The sequence below is a fragment of the Pseudoalteromonas sp. NCIMB 1079 genome (genome assembly GCF_040567695.1).
Lineage (GTDB): Bacteria > Pseudomonadota > Gammaproteobacteria > Enterobacterales > Alteromonadaceae > Pseudoalteromonas > Pseudoalteromonas distincta.
Genome location: NZ_JBEWZA010000003.1, coordinates 45,579 through 64,128, shown reverse-complemented (window position 1 = coordinate 64,128; position 18,550 = coordinate 45,579). Strand labels below are relative to the sequence as shown.

General features: G+C 38.5%; 13 protein-coding genes and 1 pseudogene. 5 read left to right on the top strand and 9 right to left on the bottom strand.

The window, feature by feature from the left end; genetic code table 11:
• Window positions 1–17 precede the first annotated feature (17 nt).
• Window positions 18–1,091 carry a hypothetical protein gene (locus ABX891_RS20435; RefSeq protein ID WP_354630525.1) on the top strand — a complete coding sequence of 358 codons (1,074 nt, stop codon included), beginning with the start codon at window positions 18–20 and terminating at the stop codon, window positions 1,089–1,091.
• Between the two features lie 305 nt (window positions 1,092–1,396).
• Here ABX891_RS20435 and ABX891_RS20430 read toward each other — a convergent pair whose 3' ends face one another.
• From ABX891_RS20430 to ABX891_RS20400, 7 genes are all read right to left on the bottom strand, one after another.
• Window positions 1,397–4,873, bottom strand: a complete 3,477-nt coding sequence (locus tag ABX891_RS20430) for an ATP-binding protein (protein ID WP_354630524.1) — start codon at window positions 4,871–4,873, stop codon at window positions 1,397–1,399.
• A gap of 16 nt (window positions 4,874–4,889) precedes the next feature.
• The gene (locus ABX891_RS20425; RefSeq protein WP_248443011.1) at window positions 4,890–7,121 is read right to left on the bottom strand and encodes an ATP-binding protein; all 2,232 of its coding nucleotides are present in this window, start codon (window positions 7,119–7,121) and stop codon (window positions 4,890–4,892) included.
• Window positions 7,122–7,166: 45 nt separating this feature from the next.
• A complete protein-coding gene (locus ABX891_RS20420; protein ID WP_354630523.1) occupies window positions 7,167–8,435 on the bottom strand; it encodes an ABC transporter substrate-binding protein in 1,269 nt (422 codons plus the stop codon).
• A 108-nt stretch (window positions 8,436–8,543) separates the two neighbouring features.
• On the bottom strand, window positions 8,544–9,464 hold the full coding sequence (locus ABX891_RS20415) for a GGDEF domain-containing response regulator (protein ID WP_354630522.1): 921 nt from the start codon (window positions 9,462–9,464) through the stop codon (window positions 8,544–8,546).
• Entirely contained in the window at window positions 9,455–11,584 is a 2,130-nt protein-coding gene (locus ABX891_RS20410; protein WP_354630521.1) for an EAL domain-containing response regulator, read from the bottom strand. The genes ABX891_RS20415 and ABX891_RS20410 overlap by 10 nt, the downstream gene beginning before the upstream one ends.
• A 458-nt stretch (window positions 11,585–12,042) precedes the next feature.
• Window positions 12,043–12,534: a DMT family transporter gene (locus ABX891_RS20405; RefSeq protein ID WP_024590358.1), complete on the bottom strand. Its 492-nt coding sequence runs from the start codon at window positions 12,532–12,534 to the stop codon at window positions 12,043–12,045.
• Window positions 12,535–12,543: 9 nt separating this feature from the next.
• Window positions 12,544–12,978 carry a DMT family transporter gene (locus ABX891_RS20400; protein WP_354630520.1) on the bottom strand — a complete coding sequence of 145 codons (435 nt, stop codon included), beginning with the start codon at window positions 12,976–12,978 and terminating at the stop codon, window positions 12,544–12,546.
• Window positions 12,979–13,073: 95 nt separating this feature from the next.
• Here ABX891_RS20400 and ABX891_RS20395 point away from each other — a divergent pair, with 95 nt between their 5' ends.
• Both ABX891_RS20395 and ABX891_RS20390 read left to right on the top strand, forming a co-directional pair.
• Window positions 13,074–14,009: a LysR family transcriptional regulator gene (locus ABX891_RS20395; protein WP_024590360.1), complete on the top strand. Its 936-nt coding sequence runs from the start codon at window positions 13,074–13,076 to the stop codon at window positions 14,007–14,009.
• 289 nt (window positions 14,010–14,298) lie between these two features.
• Window positions 14,299–14,961, top strand: a pseudogene (locus tag ABX891_RS20390) (IS3 family transposase); the annotation flags it as partial.
• Window positions 14,962–15,425: 464 nt separating this feature from the next.
• Here the strand turns inward: ABX891_RS20390 and ABX891_RS20385 are convergent.
• Both ABX891_RS20385 and ABX891_RS20380 read right to left on the bottom strand, forming a co-directional pair.
• Window positions 15,426–15,773, bottom strand: a complete 348-nt coding sequence (locus tag ABX891_RS20385) for a type II toxin-antitoxin system RelE/ParE family toxin (RefSeq protein WP_024608499.1) — start codon at window positions 15,771–15,773, stop codon at window positions 15,426–15,428.
• A complete protein-coding gene (locus ABX891_RS20380) occupies window positions 15,757–16,032 on the bottom strand; it encodes a type II toxin-antitoxin system Phd/YefM family antitoxin (protein WP_024608500.1) in 276 nt (91 codons plus the stop codon). The genes ABX891_RS20385 and ABX891_RS20380 overlap by 17 nt, the downstream gene beginning before the upstream one ends.
• A gap of 234 nt (window positions 16,033–16,266) precedes the next feature.
• Between ABX891_RS20380 and ABX891_RS20375 the strand changes: the two genes are divergently transcribed.
• Window positions 16,267–16,608 (top strand): hypothetical protein, encoded by a 342-nt coding sequence (locus ABX891_RS20375; protein WP_354630519.1) that lies wholly within the window; start codon window positions 16,267–16,269, stop codon window positions 16,606–16,608.
• Window positions 16,609–17,584: 976 nt separating this feature from the next.
• Window positions 17,585–18,457, top strand: a complete 873-nt coding sequence (locus ABX891_RS20370; RefSeq protein WP_197108806.1) for a DNA replication terminus site-binding protein — start codon at window positions 17,585–17,587, stop codon at window positions 18,455–18,457.
• Window positions 18,458–18,550: the final 93 nt, after the last annotated feature.

The following is an 18,550-nucleotide window of genomic DNA, read 5'->3' as shown; positions in this document are numbered from 1 at the left end:
GCAAGGAGCATAATTTCATGAACGATTTGAAAGATTTATCTCAAATTGAGCAGTTAAAGATCCTCAAATCAATAAGGCTTGGTTGTTCGAGTGAGGCCGAGTTTGAACTGTATGTAAAAACACATTTAGTCGAGCAGAATATTGAAGAAGTTATCCGAAGGATTGATGGTCTTCTCTTGGAGGACGAGTTTCTGCTTCTTTGTAAATTGATGAAAGCCTGCCTTGCAATAAATGGGTTAGAACAGGGGTTTGTGATAAATAATGATTTAAAAGTGCCAGACTACTTAGCAGTATTTGACCTTAGCCATAGCGTTTATGATACAAATCGTAATTCAACCAAAACGTCTGCTCTTGTTGAGGTTAAAACAACTCAAAATGATAAAATTAAACTAGGAAAAAACTTTTTAGATAAATATGCAAAATATACCGACTTATACGATTTACCATTGATTATAGCTTCTAGATTTAAGATTAGTGAGCAACAACAATGGTGGATTTTGCAAACTGAAGAGCAATTAACAAAATCCAAACGGAACTCAAACCCTCAACAGATAATTAATGGGGGCATTGGGCATATTCTTCTAAACGACTATTTTTTAATGCCGACCACTAATATAATTATCGATACAGAATTTTCAAAAATACCAAAAACATCGACTGCGTACTCAAAAGAATATGGTTACTTAAAGTCCGTCTCGATAACAATTGATGAAAAGCAACTAACGTTGCCAAGCGAATATCCGATGTTAAATTTATTTCTGGACTGTTTTTCTCAAGAGCATCTAGCAGTTGAGCAAAACAATGAGGGGGTTACTGTTAGAAGAGTGCTCCCCGTACAAGCTCAATTGTTAAGTGATATGCTTCTAAGAGCTAATTTTTCTATGTTAGACGGTAATGGGAATGAATATTCTAATGCAAGTAGGCTATTAGCTTTATTGGAGAATAATAAAGCCTCGGTTATTTACAGAGAGTTTTTTGATGAAGCACTGAGCTTTTTTAATTCAGAATTTCCATTATTTATTAGGTTAGAAATAGGGGATGAAGCTAATAATCAGAAACTTCTACACCATTTCCACAACAAAAAGACCTGAACCAGATGTAAAGACTCTATGATTGCGACATCACAGGTAACTTGCAGTAAGAGATGGCAATAAACCTAGCTCTTTTTTGTCCATAAACGAGCTTGAAGACCCTCCTGTTTTGGCTCAGTGCCAATTCTAGTCATTAAAACGTAAAAACCTTAAAATAAGCTTAGCTATAATCCATAAATATCATTGCGTCTTCAAAATAGCCAACCTATTCGTAATCGTGACACATATCTACTCTTAAAAGCGTCATTCCACAAAATCATAGTTATGCAGTTCTTTACAGTAAGAACACATGAAATAACGCATATCTAACCGTTATCTTCTTCGAGCCAATCATTAATGTCATTTAATAATACAGGAAGCTGCTTTTCCAAAAGTGAAAACTCTTTTTCAATATCTAGTTGCCCCTTGCTTGCTTGTAATTCAATCTCTGCAAACAAACTTCTTAACCTGTCGGCGCTTATCTCACCACATAAACCTTTAAGAGAATGCGCAACTTGACGAACTTGTTCATAATTATGATCATCGACAAATTCTGTTAGTTGGTTAAATTTTTCAGGTGCTGTTTTAATAAACATAGTACAAATTTTAATAAGCAAAGCTTCTTTGTTAAGTAAACGAGAAAGTGCAGCACCATGATCCCATAACACTTCTTTTTCAGCCAAAATTTCAGTGACCGGATGTTCATTTTTTTCGTAATTAGATAATGCCCACTCTATTACTTTAGCTTGCGCCTCATTAGCTTGAATGGGCTTACTAATATAGTCGTTCATACCAACCGATAAACATTTTTCTTTTTCACCCATCATGGCGTTAGCTGTCATAGCAATAATAGGTATATTTATAAACTCATTACCAGCATCACCTGCACGAATTTTCTCACAGGCTTGGTAACCGTTTAAGATAGGCATTTGACAATCCATCAAAATACAGCATATTGGCTTTCCTGCTAAGCGACTAAGCTTTAATGCTTCTATAGCTTGTTCACCGTTACTTGCTGTTTTTACGTGAATTGGTAAAAACTCAAGTGCAGCTACTGCTACAGCGATATTTATCTCAGTATCATCAACAATTAATATACTGCACCCATCAATTTGCTCTAAAGTTCGTACTGGTATATCACTGTTTTCGCTTGCTTCTACTGTAAGCAACTGCAATTGATCAAGCTTACTCAGAGTTAATCCAATCGCTCTTAGTAAATCACTTTGTGTGAATGGTTTACTAATTGTCGTTATCTTACTTGAAATACCTTCAGGTAATGGCCATCCGGGTTTATGTAACACAACAATTTTAACGTTTGATTTATGGTGCATGAAGCCATCAATTATTTGTTCTAACTCACCATTTTTATTGTCTTCTGCATCTAAGAAAATAATGTCATAAGGTTCAGCAGTTATATCGGCTAAATCTTCAAAATTTGAGAGTTCTACCTCGCCCCCTTCATGACGAATTAACTGTCCTAGTAGCTCTTGAGATTCTTTATTATTATTAATAACTAAGACTTTTTTAGACAAATAATGGTTGTTCTGTGGTGTATTCTCACTACTTTCACTATCAATTATTATATCAAAACTGAACGTACTGCCCTTATGTGGGACCGAATTGACTTTTATATCGCCCCCCATCATCAGGCATAACTTTTTGCATATTGATAATCCAAGTCCCGTACCGCCAGACTCAGCGTTTATAGAGCTATCAGCTTGGTTAAATGCTTTAAACAGGTGCTGCTGGGCGCTATACTCTATGCCTACGCCGGTGTCTTGGACGCTAATAATTAATTTGTGTTTTTGATCCTCAATCTTTTCTGATTCAACTTTGATCTTTATGAAACCACGCTCTGTAAATTTAATCGCATTATTAATTAAATTATTGATTATTTGGGTTAACCTTAATGGGTCTGATACAGCTCGCTGGCAATTTAAACCTCGTGTATCAAGATAAACCTCAAGCTCTTTATCAAAGGCTAATATGGCGCACGATTCAACTAAGCCTTCAATCAAATATTTAGGATTAAATGTTCTAAAATTTAATTCAAGTTTACCCGCTTCAATCTTAGACAAATCCAATATATCGTTTATCAACAGGTTTAAATTAGTGGCACTTAACTCCATCATACTAATCAACCTACGTGATTTTTCTGGTAATTCTTCACGCTTTAAAATATTCAATGTTCCAATCACACCATTAAGAGGCGATCTTAGCTCATGGCTGATATTAGAAATAAACGCGCTTTTTAGATCACTATTTTTGATAGCCAGATCTTTCGCTTCAGCAAGATCTTGCGTTCTGTTTCTAACTTTTGACTCAAGCTCAGAGTTCAAACGTTTTACCTTAATTTCAGCCGCTTTCTCTTTACTAATATCCCTGATAATAAGCGCGAGGCCATTGAGTACAAGCTGTTCAGAAAATACCGGGCTTACAGAGATAGCAAAAAAGTAGGATTGCCCATTTACCTCTATGGACCGTTCATCTTTGATTTGTGGCTTCGAGTTTTCCAAATCGGCTATATACGTATCTATCGGCAGTTGTTGGAGTAATATCAGTTCATTGGTATGCCTACCTATAGATAAAGCTCTAGACGTTGATAATAATCGCTCTGCACTAAAGTTAAGGCTGGTTAGTTCACCTTGAAGATTTAATCCAACAATGGCATCAATTGAACCATCGACAATGGCAGAAGACTCCCTACGTGCTTCAGCTAGCATTTGGCTTCTGGTTGCATTTCGATAAAAAGTAATAAGCAGTATTACAGTAAAGAAGATAATTACCAATAAAAAGCCATAAGTCAAAAGCCGTTTATCACTAATCATCGTATCGATATACTGCTTTGAAACGACAGTACTTAAATCAATATAACTAAACTTTTTTCCCGGTCGCATTTGAACTGTATCGGAAAACATATAGTATTGATCACCCGCTTTTTGTTTCGAATCCACACGATAAAGTCCTTGATATTGGATCGGCTGCTCATATAGCGTATCCCATGTGATGTTCGGTGCTAAATCTCTTGTAAAGCGATACTTTTCGATAGGATGATAAAGAAAGTCACCATCAGAGCTGCTAATTATAAGCTGAGAATAGTCAAACACTGTGGTTGCTAATTTTTCAATTAGCACATTTGCGTTCACGTTCATAATTAAGAAAGCAAAACGCTTACCTTCTTCGCTGTAAATAGGCATAGAAAACCGTAACATCGGCTTATATGGAAATGTCACTTCTCCAAACTCGCGATTCAACGACATAGGCGATAAATATATTTGCTTAACTTCAAGCTGCGAACTCGGCAAAAAATACCGCTCCCCACTTTTGGGCTGTAACGAATAATCGGGTACAGCCTCAACTGAAGCACCTCGGCGCTGCACACGAATAAGCTCTTCTCCTGTTGCGGTAACGGCAATAACACGCAATTGCTCAATATTTAAATTATTTTCCATAAAGCCAATAAAGATAGTCTCTAATCGCTCTTTCCACTGTGTATAAGTGGTTCCATCATATGGGTCTATACCATTGTTATAATGGGCTCTTGGTAACCCTGAAATAGGCGGTGTAGAATGCAAAAAACTAATTTCCGATTTTGATCTAGATATAGATGAAGTCACCACCTCCCTTAATCGCAGGTTTGTTGCTGTAAACTCGTCCTCTATTTGTATTAACACACCTTTTTTTACATGCATTTCAAATAGTAAAACAGCCAAAACCAACAACAGACCAAAAAAGAACGTGATCCACCTAAGAAACGTCTTTGAAGATACAACTGACTTATTTGCTTTCATGGAAATATTCATTTTTAGCCTTTTGTTACTAATGCTTAGTTAGGGGATTACACCACTTTAATAGTACCGCTCTTAAACACTCATAACTTATTGGTTTGCCCATAAAATCATCCATACCAGATTCAAAACAACGCTGCTTATCGCTACCTAGTACATTTGCAGTTAAAGCTATTATCGGTGTTGTTAAAAAAGCTGGCATCGTTCTAATTTTAAGTGTTGCTTGAGGCCCATCAAGTACAGGCATTTGCATATCCATAAAAATAATATCAAACGCACACATTTCGCACTGTGTAATCGCCTGCTCACCATCACCGGCTATATTGATACAAGTGATATTAAACTCTTTCAAAAGCGCTTCAATAACAATTTGATTAATCTCATTATCCTCAACAACTAATACGTTTAAGTTAGATAGATCAATCTCTTGCGGTGCTGATAATTTAGTATTTTCATGTTGTCGACTCGCCTGTTTATCACCCCTTTGAGTCTTTAATTCAAAATAGAAGAGCGAGCCTTTACCAAGCTCACTTTCTACCTTTAAAGGCGCATCCATGAGCGCTAATAACTTACTGGTAATCGCTAAACCGAGGCCTGTTCCGCCAAATCGGCGTGTAATCGAAGTATCTGCCTGTGAAAAAGCCTCAAAGAGTGTATCAATATGCTCGTGTGATATACCTATACCAGTGTCCGACACACCAAACGACAATATAAGCTCATTATTCACCTCTTTCTGAACATTTACATTTAATGCAACACTTCCTCTTTCAGTAAATTTAATGGCATTGCCTAACAAATTTATAAGTACTTGCTTTATGCGTGTTTCATCTCCTGCAAAAATAATATTCTCTTCGTCTGTCGGCGATGAAACAAAAAGCTGCACTTGTTTTGCATTTGCTTGTTCACTAAATAGTAGCTTTAACTCATCTAGCATTTTATGTAAATCGATTGATTGGTTTTCAAGCTCAACTTTTGTGGCTTCAATTTTACTCAAATCGAGAATATCATTGATGATAACTAACAGGCTGGCGCCTGAAGACTGAATAATCTCTAACATTCTTGCTTGTTTATCTGTCAAAGAGGTATTGCCAAGCTGTCGCGCCATCCCCAAAATTCCATTCATAGGAGTGCGGATCTCATGACTCATATTTGCCAAAAATTCAGATTTGACCTTAGAAGTATGTTCCGCTGCTTTTTTTGCAGAAATAAAGTCTGTACTTAACGCCCTGAAACGATTTGCAGCACCCGCTAACACACCGATTTCATCTTTGCGTGTTAAATCGTGAATGGGCGCCGATAGGTCACCATTAAGAAAGCTTTGAAAACTTTTGGTCAATAGTTTAATCGCATGTGCTATATGAAAGTGAAAAAATAACGCTAGTCCAATGATATACAAGATAGCGCCTACTCCGAGTAGCTGTAAAACATACTCTGTTTTTGAAATACTAACTGAGCCGGTTTCTTTTATTGTAATTAAACGTGACAGTGACTGCTCTCTAAGTGTATTTGCTAATGCACTAAACTCAATGGCATCACCCGCCATAACAACATTAACTAGACTTAAATAGTTACGATTTGCTTGGACGCTTTTAGTAAAAGCTTGCTGGTAATCTACAGCTAACTGAACTGTTGGGTTTTCGATCCTGTTTTGCTGCTTTTGCAAAGCTAATTCGGAGCTTGAAAGACTTTGCAGCGCCTTAATGACTTGTTGACGCTTAGAATAGTCCTTTTTAGTTAAATAAAGCTGCGCATTGTGGTGTAATGTGTGCCATATATTTATATTTTGCGTAATTAGCAACTTATCTTTTAAATCTGCGGTCAGTTGCAGTAAGCCTGTTAAATGGGCAACAGCGCCTAAATAAATACGTGGCAGCTCTGTATCTATCAATGCTGTTTTTATATTATAGCGCTTTTTTAGCACGCTTAGATTATCACCATACCTAAGCACGAGTTCAGACATGGCATCAATATAAATTTTATCGTCAACTTCATTATTTTTTTTATCTATTGCTTTTAAACGCTGGTCAATACTTTGGTAGTTCTCTTCAATCTTAGCAAATACCGCATCACTCCCTGATGCGCCATAGACCGAAATATCACGTTGCATTTCAACAATATCTTTGTTTATTCGTAAAATACCAATGGCATGACTACTAATATCCGTAATATTATTTACCGATGTATCAATTGCTTCTAAGCGTTTATCCATGACGATGTAGCTGATACTGAGTGTAATTACCACCAGTGCTAACGCTAATGTCATTTTCGCTGCAATAGAACGCGATATTAAATGTACCAAACGACGTCCTTAAGCATTAAGTAGTTCATACCATTTATCTAAACTATAATCGTAATTTTGCATTACGGTATTCCACACAGCTATATTTGAAAAACGTTTAATATAACTTCCACCATCGCGAGTCTGGCCAGCTTGTACAGAAATTTTACCATCCGTTCCAATCAGCTCAGTGGTTGCTTCTTTTCCCTCGTACCAATAATCCCACTCAGGCTTAGACATTAACGGCTGGCTACGCTGTGGGTTAGATATATAGTAACCTTGTCGAGCAATAAAGGCTCCAGGATAACCAGATAGCCACCAATTCATATATTCATAAGCCGCATCTTTTACATGCCCCGAGGTATTAGCAGATAAACACATAACACCATGCCAAGCACGATACCCTTCCTTCGGGGATGCATTGACAACAGGGATACCTTGGCCTCTACAGGCACTCACACCCGGTGAAAACATACTTTGGATATTCACGCGTTTTGTCTTCATAAAATCCACTGACTGCGGTACTGATGTCCAGAAACCAGAAAAGTGGCCTTGCCTTTTTTTCGACAATAATATTGCAAACAATTTGTCTAGCTCGTCAATGCTCATGTTGCCAATGTCGTTAAAAGTCATCAGACCTTGGCCCTGAGCAGCAAGCGCAGCATCAAATATGCCTATTGTTGGGGCATTAACAAGGGCGACTTTTCCTTTATTTTTATCATCTAGCAACCAAGACCAAGACTCAGTTTCATAGGCTTGCCCCTTTTCGATGTAATCTGTGTTATAGCCAAATGAGTCAACATTGTGGACATATGGCATAAAGCTTATTTTTTTTGTAGGTGTACTTGCTAATGAGCCATCATTTTGAACAAATAAAATTTTGTTTGGTGCATCACCTGCACCTAGTTTGGCCGAGGGGGTTATTTTACCTGTTTTAGTAAGGTCATTTATTTCATTCCAGTAAACAAGCCTATCGACATCTATTGGTTGAATAGCACCAGCTTGCCATAGGATATTGATTGAGTCTGACCACTGTTCATACAGGTCAAAGGAAGTTGGATCCGCAGCAGCTTTTTGTAACACGGCTGCACTACCCATAGGTATAAATTGTAAATTTATACCTAGCTCTCGCATAGCTCGCTGACGAAGCTCTTCTTGCAGTGTAACGTGAGTGCCCATTATACGCAAAGTTGTCACTTTTTTAGCAAATACATAAGGCGCTTTGAATGCAAGGGTTGATGCAGCGGCACCGGCACCAACGGTACGCAGGAAGTGTCTACGATCAGGTGAATAACTCATTATTATTTATCCAATACCAATGTCCCTAAGACAGAAAGTATAGACTAAACAATAAAAAAAACAGTAAATTAAATTTCATAATTCAATAAAACTTACTAAGGGATCAAATTAAACAACCTGTAATTTATAGCAATTACGGCCATCTCGCTTGGCGCTATATAGACCTTCGTCAGCCAATGAGATCAACTCATTAAGCCCCATTTTGCTCTGTTTCTCACACGTTACTCCACCAATACTAACGGTAACGTGCCCAATGGATGATTGACTATGCTCAATATTTGCCTCATTAAGTTGTAAGATTATTTGTTTGCATACGTGCGTCATTCCTTTAATGTCGGTATAAGGTAGAACAATCAGAAACTCCTCACCTCCAAATCGAATCGTTACGTCATGAGGCCTTTTTAGCGTATTGGCAAACACGTCTGCAATTTGTTTTAAACAAATATCACCTTGAAGATGACCATAATGGTCGTTATAAAGTTTAAAATGATCAATATCGATCATTAACACACTAAACGGCTTTTTGTCACGCTCAGATTGTTGCAGCGAATTACAGACTTCTTTTTCTAGATAGTGACGATTATAAAGTCCTGTTAGAGAATCTTTATAAGTTAAATCCATCAACACTTCCAAGCGCAGCTTATTCTCTACATGATTTGTAGTTCGATGTATAAGCGTTGAGGCAATTACTGGTTTATCAATAAAATCTGTTGCCCCCGCTTCCCAACAAGCATTCTGGGAATCAGTGTCATAAGTTGCAGTAATAAATACAATAGGAACGTGCTCAAACAATATATTCTGCTTTAACGCTCTGCATACATCTAAGCCACTAATGTCTGGCAAATTTACATCCAGTAAAATGAGATCTGGGATATTGGATTTGCAATAATCTAACGCTTGTAAGCCCATAGCTTGTGTTTCGACTTCAAAGTAATCTTCCATGATAGCCTGTAGTGAAAAACGAATTATTTCATCATCATCAACAATTAATATTTTACATTGCGTTAATGGCTTAAGATCTAGGTGCATATATTTCCTTTATTTTTGGCTTGAGTCAGCACCTCCATCATCTCTAAAAAGGGCATTGGTTTACCTAGCAAGTATCCCTGACCAATCGCACAACCTAGAGATTGTAACTTCTCTCTTTGTTGGCTTGTTTCAATACCTTCAGCCACGATCTGTAAGTTCAAAGAATTGGCTAAATCGATAATTGCAGTAACAATATCAAGCGATTGAGAGTCACTAATCATATCACGTACAAAAGACTGATCAATCTTCAACACATCAAGAGGAAATAGTCTCAAATATGACAGACTAGAATACCCAGTGCCAAAATCATCAAGCGCAAGGCTAATCCCCATATCAGCGATCGCCTGTAATTGCTTTATCGTTTGTTCGAAATTATCAATCAGTGCTGATTCGGTTACTTCCAGCTCTAAATAACGACTTGGTAGCTTAGTTTTTTCTAATATCGATGCAACCGTATCAACCAGCGAAATACCAGTGAATTGTTTAGCTGAAATATTAACAGCGACTTTCTTTGGGTATCCTGCATCAAGCCACTCTTTAGCATCAATACAACTTTGCTCCAAAACTTGTTCACCTAAACGGTAAATTAGTCCTGATTCTTCGGCATATTCAATAAAATTAAGTGGAGATATAAATTCTCCAGTGTCATCTTTTAGCCTCACTAATCCTTCAGCACCAATAACGTCGTTAGTCACTAAGTCATATTTTGGCTGATAAAGCACAACAAGATCATTGTTATCTAGCGCGTTGCGTAAGCAATTACCCACTTTTAAACGCTTAGTCATTTCAACTTGGAGATCATGACTAAAATAATAATAGCTATTAGCGCCTTCTTGTTTTGCTTTATACATTGCTGAATCTGCATGACGAAGCATTTCCTCGACACTTGATGCATCATCAGGATACACACTTATCCCCAAGCTTGCTGAAAGGACATGTTGCTCATCAGCTAATCTGAAAGGTTTAGCGATGACATCTAGCACTTGACTAATAAGCGGTTCAAGACCGAATGTGTCTTTTTCATAGGGCACAACAAGTGCAAATTCATCGCCGCCCACTCTTGCAACAGTAATATCATTACACGCAAATTTATCAAGGCTATGACCTATATGGGCAATTATTTCATCACCAATGTGATGTCCTAACGCATCATTTATGTACTTAAATTTATCTAAGTCAAGAAGCATCAGGCTCACTTTAGTATTATTAAATGAGGCTCTAGCTATTCCTTGAGTTAACCTGTCATGAAGCAATACGCGATTGGGTAATGCAGTTAGTTGGTCGTGATGAGATAAATAAGTCATTTGAACTGACATAGCAAGGACTTCGCTAACATCTTGAAAAACCATTACTGCACCACGCTTATTACCATCCTTATCTAATATTGGAGCCGCACTATCTTCGACTCGGTGCAGCATACCTTGCCGGCTAATTAACTGCGTGTTTATAGCCATAGCAACAGGACGATTTTCCTTCAGAGCAACTGATAAAGGATTTATAGAAGGTATTTTTGTTGAGGCATCTCTAAGTATCATTACTTCTTCAATATGTCGCCCTCTAGCCGCAATTTGTGACCAACCGGTTAGACGTTGCGCTACTGGATTTAGGTAAGTTATACACGCATGCTCATCAGTAGAAATAACACCATCAGCAATAGAGTCTAACGTGATCCGTAAGTGCTCTTTTTCAGCAGCCAAAGCTGCTTTAGTGCGCTGAATAGTTTTTTCTTGAATTCGAATTTTTGCATGGTTTTCAACCCTCATTCGGCATAAAGTTAAATTCAAAGGTTTAGATATGAAATCAATAGCTCCAAATGAAAGCGCTTTTTGCTCGATTTCAGGATCATTATGAGAAGTGATGACCAAAACGCGTAAGTCAACAAGGTGAGGTCTTTTTTGTATTTCGAGTAATATGTCAAACCCACTAACATTGGGCATTTCTAGATCGAGTAAAAGTATATCTGGTATAAACTCTTCAATAAGAGCGATGGCATCCTCACTTTTATTACATGAACAAATAACCCCAACATCATCCAGAACATGCTCTAGTTGCAAGGTGTTGATCTCTTCATCATCTATAACAAGAATTTTACAAAGCTCTGCCATATAACCACTCTTCATAATTAAATTTCCTAAGATAATTAAGAATAGCTAATCTTTATAAAAAGCGACAGGCTCTCATTTAGGAAAAAATCGATCGCAACCATCCTAGATGGTTTCAAACTAAGAACATACCAAGACAATTTATTAAAAATTAGTTTTTACACAGTCTGTGCCATGAGCAGTCATTCATGATTAACTCGTTTCTGTCCAGAGGCGGGTTATGTATTTAACTCGCCTTTGCCCCAAAACGTGTTGAGGCGAATGCCTCAAAAGAGCGAATAAGAGACAGTCAGAGTTATCTGGATATCTGGACTTAATTCTACAAAGCGGACGCTTAGCGAACCCGTTCATGCCCCAAAACGAGTTAACATGAATGGTTTAGGTGTCTACTTTTGTGGAGTCAGATCATAACAACTGAAGAGCACCAAGAAAATTTCTGGCACTCTTCAGAGGAGGCTCATTAGAACTTACTGAAATTATTTATTAGCGGCTGCATGCGGTTGTGGATCTTTCGCCAGTACGGCTTTTGACTTGCTGCTAGAGTAAATGAAATATAGTGCAATGCCCAAGCAAACAATAGCTCCGAGTCGACTCGGCGAGAATGGAATTGGTTCATTTCCCAGCCAACCGAAATTATCGATCAGCATACTCATGGTCAACTGCCCAAAAATGACGGCGACAGTGGCAACAGCTGCGCCAATGCGCTGAACGGCCAGTACCATAATAACGATATATGGCACACCAAACATTGCTCCCAGCAGTTGCCATTTAGGAACGTCCATCAGGGTCAAGGCGTGTTTAGGTTCGAAGAAAAAGATCAGCAACCCCGTCACTAGCGCTCCAATCGAAAATGTTAGGAACGCGCTTTTGAATACACCAACTTTACTTCCAAGCTGGCTGTTGATAGCCGCTTGAATACTCAGCATAGCTCCACCGATGATGGTGAGAATAATCATGATAATAGTCATAAAGTTACCTTAGCCTTGTGCAACCATAACCAGCGCTACAATGATAAAAATCAGCGCGATTATACGTTTAATGTCAATTTTTCTGTGTGGCGTACCAAGTAGGCCAAAGTGATCGATTATTAGGCTCTTAAAGACCTGACCTGCTAGGATGCCAATCATGGTCATGGCGATGCCGATTGCCGGCGTTGTTACGGTCAGGATAATAACGTAAATAGGTCCTAGTATGCCGCCAAGCAGTTGCCAATATGGCTGTGCAAAGAACGATGGGCTGTTACGCGGGCTGAAAAATAGCATCAGCAAGAAAGTAAGCGCAGCGCCCACTCCAAATACACTAAAGGTGGCCCAGAGATCACCGACTTCCTCGCCTAGTGGTCCTAGCAATCCAGCCTCTATGGACAGCCCCATACCTCCGGCAATTACAATTAAAATTAGTATCAGTTGCATATCAATCTCCTGTGGTTCAGGTAGATAATGTTACGCCTTAACATGGATGAGAAAAATGCTACAATTAGATAAACACCTTTGCAGGATATGCATAAATGAGTAAACCTGAGAACATCAACATACGCGCCTTGATGATTTATATAAATGTTTATGAAACACAGAATTTCTCTGTGGTGGCACGGGGGAAAGGAATATCAGCCTCTCAGGTGTCGCGCGTTATCCATCAAATAGAAGATGCACTCGGACAACAACTCTTTTATCGTAATACTCGGGCAATCATTCCGACGGAAAGCGGCCACCTTTTTATCCGTTATGCACGTGCTATGACGAGCAGCTTGGAGGAGGCGCGACGAGAACTCAACGAAAGAACGCTAGAACCTTCAGGTATGGTCCGCATAAACGCACCGGTATTCTTTGGACAGCGACATGTAGCACCGGCGTTAGCTGGTCTAACTAAACGATATCCAAGGCTAAGCATTGATCTCACGCTGACCGATGATTACATCGATCCTCACCGGGATTCAGCTGACGTAATTTTCCGGATTGGCGTGCTAACAGACTCCTCATTTCATGCTCGTGTGTTTGGCCAGCAGTTCTATCATCTAGCTGCATCACCAGATTATATCCGTCGACACGGCATACCTGAATCACCTGAAGAGTTAATCCATCATAAATGCTTGGTCTATCGCGGTTCGTCAGGACCAAACCGCTGGCTGATGCGTAGGCACGGGGAGAAATGGGTGCACTATCCAGTATCGCCCCTTATGTCATCCAATAATGCTGAAACGTTGTTGATTGCTGCACTCGGGGGAATGGGGATCGTGCTGTTTCCTGATTGGCTGATTGGAGACCAACTCAAGCGAGGAGAACTAATCGTACTACTGCCGGAGCTGGATAAGTCTATAAAAACGGAGTCGCAACACATCGCGGCAATCTACCCGAATGCCCGTCATCCTTCGCTGAATGTTCGGGCGATTATCGATTACTACCTTGATTCGTTCGGTTCTCCGCTTTACTGGCAGTTTGAATAAGAGCTGGTCGCTAGAAACATCGCATGTGATTTGAATAAGTTTAATACCAAGTAAGATTCATACTGAGTGCTTTATCATGCTAAAAAGGCAGCGTTCGATAATTGGAGTACTGCTTTTCTAAAAAGTTTATGTCCAAAAGTGAGTTTCAATCTTTGTTGTCACAATTTTTCTTTGGATAGGCACGTTGATTGAATCTAAGTTTTGATCTTTATTGTCATACATACCTTCTATTGACACGAAGGGCGGACTGGGAAGGCAAAAAAGTTTCAAACATTATTGTCTTCCGACATTTGGATTATGTTTTTTATATTTGCGTAATGTAAAAAAGCACAAGTGGAATCACAAGCGAGTTTACCGCATTTACCGTGATCTTGTGTTAAATTTGCGGATCAAGCCAAGGAAACGCTTAAATAGAGATAAGCCTGAGCCATTGGCAGTACCAGAAACCATCAATGAATGTTGGTCAATGGATTTTATGCATGATCAATTAGCGGATGGCAGAGCATGTCGATTGTTTAATGTCATTGATGACTTTAATCGTGAAGGGCTGACTATTGACGCTGATTTATCACTGCCTGCTGAACGTGTGATCCGCTCGTTAAATCAAATTATAGAGTGGCGTGGTAAACCCAAAGCTATCAGATGTGATAATGGGCCTGAATATATTAGCAAGCAGCTAGCGCAATGGGCGTTAAATAATGATATCGAATTACGGTTTATTCAACCCGGTAACCCGCAGCAAAATGCCTATATAGAGCGCTTCAACCGAACGGTTCGTTACGACTGGCTGAGTCATTATATTTATAGTGATATTAGTGAGTTACAAGACAGAGCGACTGATTGGCTATGGACTTATAATAATGAACGCCCTAACATGGGCCTAGGTGGTATAACACCCATACAAAAGCTGGAAAAATTAAACAACGGAAATTCTACAGCTAGCCTCCATTAAAAATGGGGGGATTACCGTTAAAATAGCAGAGATAAAAAGAAAAAAAGAAATGCTTTTAAAACAGGAGGCTTTACAGCAAAGAAATACACAATGGGAAGCTTTGAATTCAGAGGGCAGACTAGCGTTTAGGCAAAATGAATATAAAAAATAGTAGAATCACTTGTAAGTAATTCTCCAGGAGAAAATGATGCAATATGTTTTCATGCAGGGGTTGAATTGTTTGAAAATGACAGGACACCACGCCACCATTATATTCAATCGTCTTTTGATTCAAATGTATGCCAAAATAACAAAACCACTTCAACGAGAAGACCATGAAACAAGAGAAATATTAGAGCTGTTTTACAAAAAATATTGTAGAACATAAAGGCCAATAGCACTTCTGGGGAGCAATACATCGTTTAGAGGATCAGCCGACATCCTTTTTCGCGCGCCTGTTAGGGCGCAAGAAAATAAAAAAGTTCTTAAATATGCATCAGACAGTAGTCTGTCAGGGCCCTTTCTATATCTTGTTTTTGTGATAAAAATACATCAGCCACTACTTTACTTTCATCTTTTATGACGCGGTATAGTATTCGAATGCCGCCTTTGTTGTACTCTCTCCATGTTTTAATTCCAAGCTCTTGCATTAGAGGCGGTGATATTTGGCAAGATTCCGGTGCTCGTTTTATTCTTTCCTCAAAGTCATCTATTATTTTCTCTATTTTACTAATAACTTCTATTTCAGTTGAGTAGTATGATAGATGATTGATTAGGTTTTCCGTTGTCTTATAAAATGATTCGGTGTATTCAATCTCAAATTTTTGCGTCATTATTTATTTTCTCCGCTTCAAGTTTACGATTGGCTAATCGTTTCTTGAATGAAGCACTAGACATAACTCTGTTGTTTTTTGAATCTTCTACAGAGAATGATAAAAGCTTCAATAAAGCGACCGCTTCATCTCTTCTTTTCTTCTCTGCAAATGACTCAATAACAAACGATGGGATTCCGTTCTGAGTTATAATCATAGGCTCATCAAGTGTTAAAGTAGCCGCATTTTTCTTTAGGTAGCTGATAGTCTCAACTCTCATGGTATTCACCTTTTTATTTGTTCCAAATTAAGCACGAAGTATTCAACTGCTTACTTAAATTATAGCATGAGAATAATAAAAGACTAAATTTAGTCTTTATTTAGGCTTCCCCACAAGGTGTATATCTTTATTTTAAGGTTTATCCACGTGAGTACCTTAGGGTAAGTCTTTTTGTGTGTAGATTTTTTTAGTTGATATACTCCTCCTAAAGAAGAATAAATAAGGATTCTATTCGTGACGTTTTTAATTGGTTTTGGAATATTGTTAGTTTTAGTCATTCTACTTTTTATAGTGGAAAGCACAGCGCCTACTGTTCACGTAGAAGCCCCGCAGATAGTCGGTTTATTTCATCTAATCATTTTTATCTGTGCGGGTATGTTCGGTTGGGGGGCACAAGAGTATGTGACAGAAGAGTGGTTTGGTTTATCGTTTAAAGAGGGGGTTTGGGCGCGGGTATTCCAAGTGTTTCATGCATTATTATTTGTTCTACTTGCTATGCGTGGATTTGTAATAGGTCTTGTTATTGCAATGATTGTTGGGGCGGGTATCTTCGTACAGTGGCTTATTTTTGGATGAAGTTTTAAATAAAACTTTTCCTATACTTAGTGTTATATCCTATTTTCATAGCTAATCATTTTCCCGTTACTTCAATTCCACTGCATCCCTACTTTAAATCATAAGTTCAAAATGTTTAATAGTTTATCGCATTAGGACTAGTTAGTCATGTTGCCATTAAATGCATTAATACTTGTTAAACATATAATTTATTAGCTTTTAAGGCTGCCAGGAAGTTGGGTAAGAGTTTTAAATGGTGTTGTGTTAGCCATTGCTTTTACCTTAGGTGGTGCTGAGGGGGGGCTAGCTACTCAGGCTAAGCGACTTTAGAGTAATTAGGGATCACTCTTTAACTAACCTAACGCTGGACATTTAACAATGAGCCAGATTAGAGCACTATTAAAACAAGCTTGCTTTACCATAAGAAAACTGAGAAATCGAATTGCACACCATGAGCCTATTTTTAATCAAAATACCTTATTGGATGTATACCCACTAATTGAAACAACCGTTGAAATGCGGTGTACAAACACCAGATGTTGGCTAAAGTAAATAGAACAGGTCAATAACCTACTTCAAAATCCAGTGATTTAAAACAATTGAAAACTAATCAACAAGACATATTTGATAGGTAAAAAATTTCCGTTTTCAAACAAATAGCAAACCGTAAAGGTTGGATTTTTGAAGATATTGGAAATCAAAGAGACATTGATGCGGATACGGATTTAAGTGGTAAGGCTCATCTAGACCATCATGCATTTAAGGGTTTATAATAAACAAACCCTTAACCCCGAGCTCCTTCCCGGCCAACTTCATTGCTTTTTCTATTTTTTCTCTCTCTTTCTCATTCTAATCTCAGGGCGAGGCCAGCCAAAGTAGTATCACAAAAGTTAATATTAAAAGAATTTCATGGTTAACTTCCATTATATTGCATGATGGTCTAGTCTTAGGCTATTAACTGTACTCTGTGCTTTCACAACAAATAATGAACCATACTATGCCTTTTATCACTGACCGGTTTGATGAGTTGAAAAACAATATCCGTTCTCTCAATACAATCCTCACACATACGCAACCATTGGCCGCTCTTGCCTACCCACTACCCTGTACCTCAAAGGGAATGGAAAGTGAACCGGTTAAATATATTGCAGCAGAAGAACATACCGGACATAAGGCTGTTGAACTCGCGGCTTCCTGCTACCAAGACCTTTACATTCAACCAGGCTATTCACAAAAATCAGCGCGGCGCACTGTCGGCGTTATTTGGCTCTCCCCTGCCCAAAACCCAACAAGCATTACTATCCCTGAGCTGGTGGATAAAATAAACGCGGCAAAAACGGATATCGAAAACCATATCATTCAAACGTATGAAACAAGGCAAGACCGGTTTGAAGCGCTTCGCGCAGAGTGCCCTGGTATTATGACTATGCACCTATATAGGCATATTCGGTGTTATTCAGAGCAAAACATTCAATCAATTCGCTTTGCCTGGCAAAGAAAGGACTCGCTATCAAAGCCGGTTAAAAAAGACCTTTTACTTAAAATTGAAGAGGAATTTGATAGATCGGGGCCTGAATACCGCGTACCTCTTGAGCAATTGATTAATAGAATTAAGCAAACTCCTGGGGAGCTGCTTAGGATACGCCGGCAGGTTCGCGTACAACCGGCAGCAAATATACGCTTTGATGCTGGAATAAAAACAGTAACAGCACCAATGCCTATAATCATAATTCAAAGTAATGAGCTTAAGCTTAAAGCTTTAACTGATTTTGATGCTAAATCACAAAGAAAAATACGATCAGACAAAGCGGTATCAGAAGTTATCGGCTCCTTTGGTGGGGTAACGATTGAGGTGTTTTCAGCTCGGTAGTGCAAATACAATTGGCTAACACAGACAATTATACCAAGAGGTCGCTTTGTAGTGGTCATTAATAATTTACCTTTTCGTAGCAACTCGGGGTTT